Source organism: Cytobacillus firmus, assembly GCF_023715565.1.
In the GTDB taxonomy this organism is placed as follows: domain Bacteria; phylum Bacillota; class Bacilli; order Bacillales; family Cytobacillaceae; genus Cytobacillus; species Cytobacillus firmus_C.
Genome location: NZ_JAMBOJ010000002.1, coordinates 108,582 through 122,752, shown reverse-complemented (window position 1 = coordinate 122,752; position 14,171 = coordinate 108,582). Strand labels below are relative to the sequence as shown.

General features: G+C 44.1%; 13 protein-coding genes and 1 pseudogene. 6 read left to right on the top strand and 8 right to left on the bottom strand.

Going from position 1 to position 14,171, the window contains the following annotated elements; translation table 11 throughout:
• Positions 1 to 21 precede the first annotated feature (21 nt).
• The 6 genes and pseudogenes from M3205_RS01445 to M3205_RS01420 all read left to right on the top strand — a co-directional run bounded on the left by M3205_RS01445 (position 22) and on the right by M3205_RS01420 (position 5,635).
• Positions 22 to 1,092, top strand: coding sequence for a DUF871 domain-containing protein (locus M3205_RS01445; RefSeq protein ID WP_251168292.1), 1,071 nt, complete (start codon positions 22 to 24; stop codon positions 1,090 to 1,092).
• On the top strand, positions 1,092 to 1,991 hold the full coding sequence (gene murQ / locus M3205_RS01440; protein ID WP_251168291.1) for an N-acetylmuramic acid 6-phosphate etherase: 900 nt from the start codon (positions 1,092 to 1,094) through the stop codon (positions 1,989 to 1,991). The genes M3205_RS01445 and murQ overlap by 1 nt, the downstream gene beginning before the upstream one ends.
• A 185-nt stretch (positions 1,992 to 2,176) precedes the next feature.
• Entirely contained in the window at positions 2,177 to 3,367 is a 1,191-nt protein-coding gene (gene nagA / locus M3205_RS01435; RefSeq protein ID WP_251168290.1) for an N-acetylglucosamine-6-phosphate deacetylase, read from the top strand.
• Positions 3,364 to 4,099 (top strand): annotated as a pseudogene (gene nagB, locus M3205_RS01430) (glucosamine-6-phosphate deaminase). Before nagA ends, nagB begins: the two are co-directional and overlap by 4 nt.
• Before the next feature lie 32 nt (positions 4,100 to 4,131).
• The gene (locus M3205_RS01425; protein ID WP_251168289.1) at positions 4,132 to 4,863 is read left to right on the top strand and encodes a GntR family transcriptional regulator; all 732 of its coding nucleotides are present in this window, start codon (positions 4,132 to 4,134) and stop codon (positions 4,861 to 4,863) included.
• Between the two features lie 106 nt (positions 4,864 to 4,969).
• Positions 4,970 to 5,635, top strand: a complete 666-nt coding sequence (locus M3205_RS01420) for an N-acetylmuramoyl-L-alanine amidase (protein ID WP_251168288.1) — start codon at positions 4,970 to 4,972, stop codon at positions 5,633 to 5,635.
• 39 nt (positions 5,636 to 5,674) lie between these two features.
• On the opposite strand, the gene M3205_RS01415 is transcribed toward M3205_RS01420, so the two are convergent.
• From M3205_RS01415 to uvrB, 8 genes are all read right to left on the bottom strand, one after another.
• Positions 5,675 to 6,034 carry a phage holin family protein gene (locus M3205_RS01415; RefSeq protein WP_251168287.1) on the bottom strand — a complete coding sequence of 120 codons (360 nt, stop codon included), beginning with the start codon at positions 6,032 to 6,034 and terminating at the stop codon, positions 5,675 to 5,677.
• Between the two features lie 3 nt (positions 6,035 to 6,037).
• A complete protein-coding gene (locus M3205_RS01410; RefSeq protein WP_251168286.1) occupies positions 6,038 to 6,232 on the bottom strand; it encodes a PspC domain-containing protein in 195 nt (64 codons plus the stop codon).
• 44 nt (positions 6,233 to 6,276) lie between these two features.
• Positions 6,277 to 7,386: a DUF4097 family beta strand repeat-containing protein gene (locus tag M3205_RS01405; protein ID WP_251168285.1), complete on the bottom strand. Its 1,110-nt coding sequence runs from the start codon at positions 7,384 to 7,386 to the stop codon at positions 6,277 to 6,279.
• Between the two features lie 23 nt (positions 7,387 to 7,409).
• Complete coding sequence (locus tag M3205_RS01400) at positions 7,410 to 7,724, bottom strand: hypothetical protein (protein ID WP_251168284.1); 315 nt, start codon at positions 7,722 to 7,724, stop codon at positions 7,410 to 7,412.
• Between the two features lie 197 nt (positions 7,725 to 7,921).
• Positions 7,922 to 8,266, bottom strand: a complete 345-nt coding sequence (locus M3205_RS01395) for a hypothetical protein (RefSeq protein WP_035329260.1) — start codon at positions 8,264 to 8,266, stop codon at positions 7,922 to 7,924.
• 136 nt (positions 8,267 to 8,402) lie between these two features.
• Entirely contained in the window at positions 8,403 to 9,164 is a 762-nt protein-coding gene (locus M3205_RS01390; RefSeq protein ID WP_251168283.1) for a DUF459 domain-containing protein, read from the bottom strand.
• Between the two features lie 80 nt (positions 9,165 to 9,244).
• Entirely contained in the window at positions 9,245 to 12,121 is a 2,877-nt protein-coding gene (gene uvrA / locus M3205_RS01385) for an excinuclease ABC subunit UvrA (RefSeq protein WP_251168282.1), read from the bottom strand.
• 7 nt (positions 12,122 to 12,128) lie between these two features.
• On the bottom strand, positions 12,129 to 14,108 hold the full coding sequence (uvrB, locus tag M3205_RS01380; RefSeq protein ID WP_251168281.1) for an excinuclease ABC subunit UvrB: 1,980 nt from the start codon (positions 14,106 to 14,108) through the stop codon (positions 12,129 to 12,131).
• Between the last annotated feature and the right edge of the window lie 63 nt (positions 14,109 to 14,171).

Here is a 14,171-nt window from a genome sequence, read left to right as displayed (position 1 = left end):
AGATTTATAGAGGTGACCAGGATGCTTGGAATATCAGTTTACTTATCAGAAGAGAGGCAGATTCAAAATGCCGAATGGATAGAAAAGGCGGCTTCTTATGGTCTCACATCCATCTTCACTTCCCTTCACATTCCCGAAGATGACCACAGCACTTATAAACATTTGCTTCAGAACCTTGGGACACTGGCAAAGAAGCATCATATGGAACTCCTCGCAGATGTTTCCCCCCAATCATTGGGCCATTTAGGATTGGGCTGGGATTCGATTGATACACTTCTCGAATGGGGCCTTACCGGAATCCGGGCTGATTACGGCTTCACTTCTGAACAGATTGTTAAACTCTCAAAAAAAATGAAACTTGGAATCAATGCCAGTACCATCTCCGCTGAAGAATTACATGAGTGGATGGGAATGGGATTAAACACCAATAATATAGAAGCATGGCATAACTTTTACCCGCGGCCGGAAACCGGTTTGGATATAGACTTTTTAATAGAGCGCAATAAGTTCCTAAAAGGTATGGGGATAACTACCATGGCGTTTGTGCCTGGAGACGGGGAACTTCGCGGGCCCATTTTTGCCGGTCTGCCCACTCTTGAAAAACACCGGGGATCGTCACCTGCTGCTGCGGCGGCTGAACTGATGAACAGCTGTTATATAGACAAAGTACTGATTGGTGACCATTCAGTAAAAGACAGGACTCTTACACAGCTGGAGAAAATCTCGGAAGATGCTGTGCCTCTCCGAATCGAGCCGATCGGCGGACAAATCTATGAGGATCTTTTTAATAAAACTCATACAAATCGGATGGATCCTGCCCGGGACGTTGTAAGGTCGGTTGAATCAAGATCCTATGCCGGACAAGGGTCTAATAAATGGGAACCCGTGAACCAGCTGGAACGTAAAAAGGGCAGTGTCACAGTTGATAATATTCTATATGGGCGCTACGCAGGAGAGATGCAAATCACGTTAGAAGATCTCCCTCGGGATGAACGCGTGAATGTAATCGCCAGAGTAATAGAAGAAGATATGCCCCTGCTGGATCAGATTAAGGCAGGAACTAAATTTCAATTAATAGTGAGGGATAAATAATGAATATTACAAAGCTGAATACAGAACAGAGAAACCCAAAAACAATGGAAATTGATTTAATGACAACAGAAGAAATTATTACAATCATCAATCAGGAGGATACAATTGTTCCGAATGCCATCGCAAGAGAAATCCCTCACATTGTCAAAGTGGTGGATGAAATTACAGAGAGCTTTAAAAAGGGCGGCCGCTTAATTTATGTTGGAGCCGGCACCTCAGGACGTCTGGGCATTATCGATGCTTCAGAATGCCCGCCAACCTATGGAACTGACCCTGAGATGGTTGTCGGCATTATCGCCGGAGGCAAGGAAGCCATGACCGAGGCGGTTGAAGGCGCTGAGGACGATAGTGAACAAGGACGCCAGGATGTTGCAGCTATTCAATTATCGGACAAGGATGTGCTTGTTGGCATTGCGGCGAGCGGCCGTACGCCATACACGATCGGAGCTCTTCAATACGGAAATGAAGTCGGTGCTGTTACTGTTTCAGTTGCCTGCACCAAGGATTCCGAAATGGGGAAAATCTCTAAATATACGATTGCACCTATCACAGGTCCGGAAGTGGTTACAGGCTCTACAAGAATGAAAGCAGGCACGGCACAAAAGCTTGTCCTGAACATGCTAACGACAGCATCCATGATCAAGCTGGGAAAAGTGTACGGCAATTTAATGGTGGATGTGCAGATGACCAACGAGAAACTGTTTAAACGTGCTGAAAATATCGTCAAAATGGCTACAGGCGCATCTGATGAAGAAGCCCGGGATGCACTTAAAGAACAAAACTATCATACAAAGGCAGCCATCCTTCAGATTTTAACAGGATTAAAAGGTGAAGCAGCCGCCGAGCTTTTGAAAAAGCATAATGGCTATTTACGGGAAGCAGCTGCAGATACAAAATAATTATTTTTTGTATGTATTTCTTCTTAAATTCAAATAAATAGGATAGAAAGCGTCCAATCGCCTTCTATCCTTTTTTAGTTGTATAGACCAAAAATCGATATAGAGTTAAACCCACCAACTGGTATAGACATCTTAATGCAAACCTTTTATAATAAAAGTATCATTCAAACGGAGATGAACTGAAAATGAGCCGTCTACTACTGAAAAACGCCAGAATCCTTCTGGAAAACAGCACAATTGATAAAGGGTTTATTTTAATAGAAAATGAGCAAATCCTGCAGACTGGAGCCTTAGTGGATCTTCCTGCCACCGGCGAGGATACAGAAATTATAGAACTTTCCCCTAAGCATACAATCAGTCCGGGGTTTATAGATGTCCACATTCATGGTGCTGGCGGCGCCGATACGATGGATGCCACATTTGAAGCGTTGAACACGATGGCCGGCGTTTTGCCTGAAGAAGGAACTACAAGCTTCCTGGCCACAACTATTACACAGGAAAAAGAAAAAATAGAAGCTGCACTGATCAATGCGGCTCACTTTCAAAAAGAACAAAATACTCCCGGCAAGGCGGAAGTTATCGGAATCCATCTGGAGGGCCCGTTTATTAACGAAGTAAGAGGAGGAGCACAGCCGAAGGATCATATCCTTGAACCTGATATTGAGCTCTTTAAACGTTGGCAGGAAACCGCGGACGGGACGATCAAGCTGATCACACTGGCACCGGAAAAAGCAAATGGCTATGAATTTATCCGCTATTTAAGTGAAAATGGCGTTGTCGCTTCTATCGGCCATAGTGATGCCGTTTTTACCGAAATGGAAAAAGCTGTTCAGGCTGGAGCAAAACAGGTTACCCACCTGTTTAACGGAATGAGAGGCATGCATCATCGTGAACCAGGTGTTGCCGGCGCTGCGCTTTTATTTAAGGAATTGATCGTTGAAATGATCGCTGACGGAATCCATGTCCGGCCAGAGATGATCAAGCTTGCACTAAATGCCAAAGGCGCCGATGGTATGATTCTGATAACAGATTCGATGAGAGCCAAATGCCTGAAAAATGGCCATTATGATCTTGGCGGACAGGATGTAAAGGTTGAAAATGGCCAGGCCCTGCTTGCTGACGGCACATTGGCTGGTAGTATCTTAAAAATGAAAGACTCCATAAAAAATATGATGGACTTTACAGATATACAGCTGCATGAAGCTGTCCGGCTTGCAAGCAGCAACCCGGCCAGACAGCTCAATATTTTCGACCGGAAAGGCAGCATTTCAGAGGGCAAGGATGCGGACCTGGTTATATTTGATGAGAACCTTGAGGTTGCCATGACCTTCTGCCGAGGTGTCAAAGCCTTTGAACGTGAAGTGACAGGGAATTGAAAATCATTCGAACAGCCGATTATCACGATATGAGCCGAAAAGCTGCCAGACTGATGATTGATAAAGGTCCGCCAGCAGCCTGATATGACACTAGGGCTTGCTACCGGCAGTACACCAAAGGGAGTGTATGCCGAACTGATTAAAGATCATCAGGAAAATGGCACTTCCTATGAAAAAATCACGACGATTAATTTGGATGAGTATATCGGCCTGCCCCCAACTGATCCTAATAGCTATAGGCATTTCATGAATAGTGAACTATTTGATCATCTGGACATCCAGCTCGAAAACACGCATCTTCCCAATGGAGCCGCAGAAGATATGTCCAGAGAATGCGAACGGTATGGACAGTTGATTAAGGATCTGGTGGATATTGATCTGCAGCTGCTCGGAATCGGCCGCAACGGACATATCGGTTTCAATGAACCTGGCACTGACTTTAACAGCCGTACGCATGTCGTACATCTTGCGGAAAGTACGCGCAAGGCTAATGCAAGATTTTTCAGTTCTATAGAAGATGTTCCAGCCCATGCCCTTACAATGGGAATCGCTTCGATTCTTGATAGCCGGGAAATCATCCTTCTCGCATCAGGTTCAGCCAAGGCAGAAGCCATCAGACAATTGGTTAACGGAGAGCCTGATGAACAGTTTCCCGCATCTGCCTTGAAGCTTCATCCGAATGTAACCATCATTGCCGATGAAGAAGCACTCAGCCTTGTCAGTCAAGACTGATGATCAGTACTAATAGTGATAGGAGAATTTCCATGATCGATAAGCAATCACCCATCCCGATATATCACCAATTGGAAGAGTATATTAAACATTTAATAGATAACGGCAAGTTAAAGCCTGATGAAGCCATTCCTTCTGAGCGCGAATATTCGGAGCAATATCAGATTAGCCGAATGACCGTCAGACAGGCATTAAATAACCTTGTCAACGATGGCTATTTATACAGGCAAAAAGGACGCGGAACTTTTGTCAACAAGCAGAAAGTCGAACAAAAGCTTCAGGGATTGACCAGCTTTACGGAAGATATGAAAGAGCGCGGCATGGTGCCGAGCAGCCGCCTTATATCCTTTGAAATCATCCCGGCTGAGCCGCAGCTGGCGAGAAGGCTTGATATAAAAGAAAACACACCTGTATATGAAATCAAACGGGTGAGGATGGCAGACAACCTGCCAATGGCGCTGGAAACCACCTACCTGCCTGCTAATCTCGTTAAAGGGCTTACAGAGGAAATCATCAACAAGTCACTTTATCAGCATATTGAAGAAAAGCTGTCCCTTACCATCAGGGATGCCACCCAGCAGATTGAAGCCTCAATCGCTAAGGAAACAGAGGTAAACCACCTGCAGGTAGATCCTGGATCTCCTGTACTCCTTATCGCCCGCACTTCCTTCTTAGAGGATGGCACGCCTTTTGAGCTTGTAAAATCAGCTTATCGCGCAGACCGCTATAAATTTGTTCATACGATGCAGCGCGCTGCAAAATAGGAGAAAGCCCTTAGGGTTTTCTCCTATTTTCATTTTGCCATGTCCTTTTGGAAGGTTTGTCCATATTATATAAATGAAGATATTGTTTTCAGAAAGGAGCGATCATATGAAGATCTTATTGGATGCCGGACATGGCTATAGCACCCCCGGCAAACGGAGCCCTGATGGAATGAGGGAATACGAATTCAACCGTGCAGTCGCCGGCCTTGCAAAGGAGATGCTCGGAAAGTATCAAAACACAGAAGTTCACTTTGTCCACTCCGATGAACGGGACGTACCACTTGCCGAAAGGACTGCGCTGGCAAATAGACAAAATGCGGACTGCTATGTGTCCATCCATGCCAATGCATACGGAACAGGCGAATGGAACAGTGCAGGCGGAATTGAAACGTATGTCTACCCATCAAAACCCAGGGAAGCATTGGCATTAGCCCAAAAGATCCAGCGAAACTTAATCAGTTCTACAGGTTTGCGGGACCGGGGAGTCAAAACAGCTGATTTCCATGTGCTGCGTGAGACAAAAATGACTGCCGTTCTAGTGGAATGCGGGTTTATGACCAATAAAGAGGAAGCCTCCCTTCTCCGGACCCCCATCTACCGGAAACGCTGTGCACAGGCTATTGTAAAAGCAATTGCCGAACAATACGGCTTAAGAAAAAATGATAAAATCAAACAATACAAAGTACAAGTTGCCTTTTCCGAAAAACAGCTTGCAGAAGATCTCGCCGGAAACCTGAAGAAGGACGGCTTTAATGCCACGATAATTGAATAGGAAAAAGCCAGCATCGGTTATGCTGGCTTTTTCACGCATTTATTTTTCCCTCGCCGGTTCCAGAATTGCTTTTTGAATGATCAGGTTAACGATAGACATAATCACCGATACAAGAATCGCTGTGCCAAACCCGGCAATTTCAAATGAATCACCCATAAATCCATCCGTTATCATAAGTGTGACAGCATTGATGACGAACAGGAACAAACCGAGCGTTAAAACAGTAACGGGAAGAGTTAATATAATCAGGATTGGCTTCACAAGAATGTTCAGGATAGAAAGCATGAAGCTGGCACCAACGGCAGCCCCAAATCCCGACAAGTAAAACGAATCCTTAAAAAAACCTGCTAGCGCTACAAATAAGACCGCATTTATCAAGATTCCCAGAATCCATCTCATGTACTATAGCACCTCTTCATTCGGAAGCACAAACACAAGCAGAGCATAAACGAGTGTCATCGGGAAAACGCCTGTTGTAAATAATAAAACAATGAAAATCACCCTGAGTATGGTAGCGTCTATCCCGATCGATTTAGACAAGCCGCCTAATACTCCCGCTAATTTCCTGTCGCTGCGGGAGCGAATTAATTTATTCATTAAGAATCCCTCCTATCAAGAAAAGCGGAAGGCGCCCACCCGTTTTACCGGGCTGCTGACCGCTTGATTGTGATGGCACCTGTTTTGGAGTCTGCCCGCAGCTTAAGGCCGCTGCCGCTTTCTTTCACAGATTTAAATCTCATCATTTTCTGAATCACTTCGCTCTTTTCTTCTATTACTTCAATACCCTCAATGTCAGGATGGAAACTGCCCAGATTGGTGCGCAGCTCTCCGCTGACAGCAGCGAAATCCGGAACAAACAGATCGATGCTGCCCGTCGCTGCCTTCGCTTCGATCCATTCGCATCGCTCATTTTCTGCCCTGCATGTTACATTACCATTAAACGATTGCAGTTCAGCCTTTTTGAAGTCTCCATCAGCCATAATGGCGCCATTTAACGTTTCGGCTTCCACATGATCGATCCGGCTTTTTTGAATGGTAATCTGCCCGTTGGCTGTTTCAGCCTCCACATTACTGCTGTTCAAATCACTAACCGTAATTTTTCCATTAGCCGTTTTCGCTTTAAAGTTTTCCACTGATAAGTTTTGGCTTTCAATCGGCCCATTAAACATGCGGATTTTCACATTTTCATATTCAGACTTTGGAATATAGATGACTGCTTCAAGCTTCATCCATTTTTGCTGAGTCGAAAACCTCAGTCTCTGCCCTTCAATGGCAAAAATAACATCCTTCAAAAAATTCCTGCGGGCTTCATCCTGATTATCCACACGATAGACCTTCGCTTTGCATTCAACACGCACATCACTTTGATCCCACGGAATTACCTTAACTGTTCCATTGGCGACATCAATGTCCAGATCTTTTAAGTATGCGTCTGCATGCTGAAATATATGAGAGATTTCAACACTTTTCCCAAAATTAAAATCAAGATCCAGATCCTTCACTTTCTTAAATGCTGAATCTACGAAATCAATGATCTTTTCCTTGGCACTTTGATGCTTTGAGCTATAAGGCTCACCTTTTTTAGCTTCTTCAAACTTAACCTCAGCAGATAGCTCCTTAATTAAGTCCTCATGCTTCTGCTCCATCGTCTGATTTGTTTGTTCAAGCTGTTCCAGCAGAGTTAGAGCTTCATCAACTGTGAGCTTTCCATCCTCGACCATTTTCAAAATACGTTTGCGTTCCTCTTTCATTTTCTGGCCCTCCTCTATTAGTTCTATTCCTGAATAAGGACTTTTACCCCTTTAATGATATTCCATATAAATACAATTAATAGCAGAATGATTGTGATGGCGACAGCTGCAAGAAAAAATAACGGAATTGACTGATCATTAACTGTAAACTGAGTTACCGCTGCAAAAACAACGAATGGAACGGGAACCAGCGGTATTAAATGTGATAAAAATGCACTCCTGGCATGCCGCTTCACTTCCCTGTCTTCTGAAACGAAAAATACAATAAGCGGAAAAATAAACCCAGCGAACATAATGCTAAAATAGCTTAAAGCAGACAGAACCTTTCTTGTTTCCAATGTTCTCAGCTCCTTTATATCTATATTACGGAACTGGTGCGGCAAAAGTTTCAGCTTCCTCTTCATTATAGAAAATCAACGGAGCATTTACCTCCATATTTTTAAAAATACATCTGCAGGCTGATGAGTTCCATGGCCTCAAGTCTCATAGCTGTACTTATAAAAAAACCGCCTTTTATTCAAAGACGGTTTTATGGCTATTTATAGGCAGCTGCCAAGTCGGTGCGCGGTGCTTCCTTCTTTTTCACTTCGTCGATTTTATTGACAAACATTTGGAATACCTTTCGTTTTTCATCCAAATCACGTATGTACTCTTTCAATTCGTTATACTTTTCTTCAAAAGGCTTATGATACATTTCACGGATATTATCTATGATCTCTTCGTTCACAGTAGACTGGATAACCTGTTTTGTAATTCCGTATTTGTAGGAATATACTTTCAGCTCTTTTTTAACATCCTCGTATTCATTATTAATCTGGTCTAAAACTTCAGAAATATCTTCTTTCCATTCTTCCAGTGACTTCGCTAAATAATCCTCCATAATGACCTCCCCTTCTGTTTCCAGACAATAGTTTCCCTTATATAGGAGTATAACGCTGCTTGGTTACACCGATTTTGCTGGAACATTACAGTGTGTTATCAATTAATAGAAGGGGAGGCAAAAAATAGCCAAGAACTTAAAATGAGTAATTATCCATAATTTTATCTGCAATCAGCTCATATCCCTTGCCGTTTGGGTGAAGGGAATCAGCAAAGTATTGTTTTTTGTTTTTTCCCTTGAACAGTTCATTGGTGGAAATATAGGTGATATGTTTCTCTTCTGCTGCTTTCTTTCTGATGGATTTGTTCCAATGGTCAATATATTTTTCAATTTTGTCGCCGTCAGGGTAAGGATTGTATAGTCCAATTAGGATAACAGGTGCATCACTGTTGGCGGTTTCGAGTGTTTCCAGTATTCCATTCAGTTTATCTTCATATATATCTTTAGCTTTAACAAGATTTTCGTGATGGAGCGGATACAGATCCCCGCCATTGCTTTTCAGCAAATCGTTTGTGCCGATATATACAATAAACATGTCTGCATCTTTGATATCCTCTGCCACTTTCGGTTTGAGCATTTGCTGGAGGACATCAGAAGATTTATAGCCATACACTCCATGATTTGTTATGCGGTAATTTTTATCCGATTCCTTATCCAGTTTGCTCTGCAGCCTCCCAATATACCCATCTTTCGTTTCATCACCATATCCATAGGTAAGTGAATCCCCAAAAGCTACAATCGTTTGGCTGCTTTTTGCTTTTTTCTCATCTCCAAGGAATGTGATGGAAAGATAGATGCCGATCCCTAAAAGGATAATGCCTGCTAAGAGGTAGATTTTATTTTTCATAGCGTATGTTCCTTTCTTGGTTGAAATAATTGATGGCTGCGGCAGACGCATGTTCTTTACCCCGCATCCGGGTGGTTTAATCTTATTTCCATAAAAAAGAAGCAGTACCAAAACGGTACTGCTTACTGTAATTAAGCGTTTGTCACGCCCTCTTTTTCTTTAATTTGCTGCTTCATTCTCTGTCGGTCTCTTTCCAAGATCGGCTTAAGATATTTGCCTGTATAAGATTCCGGCACTTCGGCAATTTTCTCCGGCGTACCTGCAGCCAAAATGGTGCCGCCTTTATCTCCACCTTCTGGCCCAAGGTCGACGATATAATCGGCAGCCTTGATGACATCGAGATTATGCTCGATAACCAGAACGGTATCTCCATTCTCAACCAGACGCTGAAGGACCACTAGCAGTCTTGAAATATCATCCACATGGAGACCTGTTGTCGGTTCATCAAGTATATATAGGGAGCGGCCCGTTGAACGGCGGTGCAACTCGGAAGCAAGCTTGACACGCTGCGCTTCACCGCCGGACAATGTGGTCGCAGGCTGCCCTAATGTGATGTAGCCCAGGCCAACATCATAAATCGTCTGCAGCTTGCGGCGGATCTTCGGAATATTTTCGAAAAACTCCAGTGCATCTTCCACCGTCATATCAAGTATCTCGGAAATATTCTTCCCTTTGTATTTTACTTCAAGTGTTTCCCTGTTATAGCGCTTGCCATGACAGACTTCACATGGTACATACACATCAGGCAGGAAGTGCATTTCAATCTTAATGATCCCGTCTCCGCGGCATGCTTCACACCGGCCGCCTTTTACATTGAAGCTGAACCGCCCTTTTTTGTAGCCCCGGACTTTTGCTTCATTGGTTGAAGCAAATACATCGCGAATATCATCAAACACTCCCGTATAGGTTGCCGGGTTGGAACGGGGTGTACGCCCAATTGGAGACTGGTCAATATCAATGACTTTATCCAGATGATCAATACCTTTTATCTCCTTATGCTCACCAGGCTTCGCTTTGGCTCTATGAAGCTTCTGGGCTAGCCCTTTATGAAGAATTTCATTGATTAACGTACTTTTTCCTGAACCGGATACACCCGTAACAGAAATAAAGGTGCCGAGCGGGAACTTAGCATTCACATTTTTAAGATTGTTTTCTTTAGCCCCTTTAATTTCGATAAAGCGTCCGTCGTTCTTTCGGCGCTCAATTGGAAGCGGAATGAATTTCTTGCCTGACAGATATTGACCTGTCAGGGAGTTTGGATCGTCCATTACCTCCTGAGGCGTACCCGCTGAGACAATCTGCCCTCCATGAACTCCTGCTCCCGGACCCACATCAATTAAATAGTCGGCAGCCACCATTGTATCTTCATCGTGCTCCACCACAATCAGGGTGTTGCCGATATCACGCATATTTTTGAGCGTATCAATCAAACGGTCATTATCACGCTGATGCAGGCCAATGGAAGGCTCATCCAAAATGTAGAGTACACCTGTCAGTCGCGATCCGATTTGTGTGGCCAGGCGAATACGCTGGGCTTCACCGCCGGATAAAGTTCCCGCTGCCCTGCTTAATGTCAGGTAATCCAGACCGACATTGAGGAGGAAACCCAGCCTTTCCTTAATCTCACGGAAAATAAGATTGGCAATCTTCATTTCTTTTTCAGACAGTGTCAGATCCTCAAAGAAGCTGAATGCTTCTTCAATCGAATATTCTGTTACATGGCCAATATGCTTTCCGGATATAAGCACAGCAAGTGTTTCCGGCTTCAGGCGGTAGCCCTTGCAGGAAGGACATGGGTGCTGGGCCATGTATTTCTCCATTTGCTCCCTAATATAATCAGAGCTTGTTTCTTTATAGCGTCGCTCCACATTGCGGATGACACCTTCAAAATGAATATAATTTTCCCTAACCTGGCCAAAGTCGTTTTCATATCTGAAATAGATGCTGTCCTTGGCGGATCCATATAAAACTTTATCAAGCAGGTGTTCCGGCATATCTTTTACCGGCATATCCATATCAATCCCATAATGATTGCAGACGGCCTCAAGCAACTGAGGATAATATTGAGAACTTGTCGGCTCCCATGGTGCAATGGCATTCTGTTTTAATGAAAGATCCTTGTTGGGTATGACCAGATCAACATCTACTTCAAGCTTAGAGCCTAATCCGTCACATTCCGAACAGGCACCAAATGGACTATTAAATGAGAACATTCTTGGTTCAAGCTCACCGATTGAGAATCCGCATTGAGGGCAGGCATGGTTCTCGCTGAATAACAGTTCTTCTTCACCAATAACGTCCACAAGCACCTTGCCATTGCCCAGATTTAAAGCAGTTTCCAATGAATCTGCAAGCCTTGGCGCTACGCCTTCTTTTACGACGATCCGATCGATTACAACTTCTATCGAATGCTTTTTGTTTTTTTCAAGCTCAATCTCTTCACCGAGATCCATCATTTCTCCGTCGACACGTACACGGACGAATCCCTGCTTTTTCACATCCTCAAACACTTTTACATGTGTCCCTTTTCGCCCGGAAACAAGGGGAGCCATAACCTGGAGCTTTGTTCTCTCAGGATATTCCATTATCCGGTCAACCATTTGCTCAATGGTCTGTGAGGAGATTTCAATATTGTGAATCGGACAAGTGGGACGTCCTACCCGTGCAAATAATAATCTCAGATAATCATAAATTTCTGTCACTGTTCCCACTGTGGAACGTGGATTTCGGCTTGTTGTCTTTTGGTCAATCGAGATTGCCGGAGACAAGCCTTCAATCGCATCCACATCAGGCTTATCCATCTGGCCAAGGAATTGCCGCGCGTAAGCAGATAATGATTCCACATAGCGGCGCTGCCCTTCTGCATAAATCGTATCAAAGGCCAGAGAGGACTTTCCTGAACCTGAAAGTCCGGTCAGGACGACAAGCTTATCTCTTGGAATGGTGACATCTATATTTTTCAGATTATGGGCTCTGGCACCCTTTACAATCAGTTTATCCATCGCCATTTTTACGTCATCCTTCCGCTTTCAGCTCTAATATTAAATCACGAAGCTCGGCGGCCCTTTCGAAGTTGAGAGATTTTGCCGCTTCCTTCATTTCTTTTTCCATATTGCCAATCAGCTTTTCGCGCTCTTTCTTGTTCAGCTTGCCGAGCTTTGCTGACGGCTGGTATTCTTCCTGCTCTTCTGCCGCATGGGTTGCACGGATCGAATCGCGTATATCCTTTTGAATAGTCATCGGTGTTATGCCATGCTTTTTATTGTACTCTTCCTGAATAGAACGGCGGCGCTTTGTTTCACTGATAGCTTTTTCCATGCTGTCTGTAATCCGGTCAGCATACATGATGACATGGCCGTTTGCATTACGTGCCGCACGCCCCATCGTCTGGATGAGTGAACGTTCCGACCGGAGGAAACCTTCTTTATCAGCGTCAAGAATGGTAACAAGGGATACTTCAGGAATATCCAGTCCCTCCCTCAGAAGGTTAATTCCGACTAACACATCGTATTTGCCAAGACGGAGTTCGCGGATAATTTCAATCCTCTCAAGCGTTTTTACCTCTGAGTGCAGGTATTGAACTTTAATGCCGATTTCCTTTAAATAGTCTGTTAAGTCCTCAGACATTTTCTTCGTTAAAGTGGTAACAAGCACACGTTCGTTTTTCTCAACACGGTCCTGGATTTCGCCAATGAGATCATCAATTTGACCTTCGATTGGACGGATATCAATTGTAGGATCAAGCAGACCGGTTGGACGGATAATCTGCTCAACCATTTCAGGTGTGTGCTCAAGCTCATAAGGACCGGGTGTTGCCGAAACAAAGACAGCCTGCTTCACATGCTTTTCAAATTCGGTAAATGTAAGAGGCCTGTTATCCATCGCTGAAGGCAAACGGAAACCATGGTCCACAAGCACGGATTTTCTTGCCTGGTCACCATTAAACATCCCGCGTATTTGCGGCAGGGTTACGTGCGATTCATCAATCACAATCAGGAAGTCTTCCGGAAAGTAATCCAGAAGTGTATATGGTGTTGAACCAGGAGGCCTTAACGTAAGATGGCGCGAGTAGTTTTCAATGCCGGAACAAAAACCCATCTCCCTCATCATTTCAAGGTCATAACGGGTCCGCTGCTCGAGGCGCTGGGCTTCAAGAAGCTTATCATTTTCTCTTAATTCAGCCAGGCGCACTTCCAGTTCTTTTTCAATGTTCTGGATGGCGATTCGCAGTTTCTCTTCACGCGTTACGAAGTGGGATGCCGGGAAAATCGCAACATGCTCACGTTCACCCATTATTTCACCTGTTAGGGCATCCACTTCACGGATCCTGTCTATTTCGTCTCCGAAAAATTCTACACGGATACAATGTTCATCCCGTGATGCCGGGAAAATCTCGACAACATCTCCACGTACACGGAAGGTACCGCGCTGGAAGTCGATATCATTGCGCTCGTACTGGATGTCAACGAGCCTGTGAAGAAGCTGGTTCCTCTCAATCTCCATTCCGGTTCTTAAGGACAGCACCATTTCACGGTATTCTTCAGGCGATCCCAAACCATATATGCAGGAGACACTGGCAATAATAATGACATCATTCCGCTCAAACAGGGAGGAAGTAGCCGAGTGGCGAAGCTTATCAATTTCATCATTGATGCTTGCATCTTTTTCAATAAAAGTATCTGTAGAAGGCACATACGCCTCAGGCTGATAGTAGTCATAATAGCTGACAAAATACTCAACCGCATTGTTTGGAAAAAAGTCCTTGAATTCACTGTATAGCTGACCTGCAAGTGTTTTATTATGGGCAATAACAAGCGTCGGCTTGTTTACTTCTTTTATGACATTCGAAATCGTGAAAGTCTTACCCGTTCCTGTTGCACCCAGAAGTGTCTGGTGCTTCTTGCCGGAGTTGATTCCCTTCACAATTTCTTTGATTGCCCCGGGCTGGTCGCCCTGCGGGGAATATTTTGAGACTAATTCAAATTGATCCTTCACCTAAAAGCCTCCCGTTCAAATTACTTTTATCTATTTATTAATCACAAACCAGCATTGAAATAA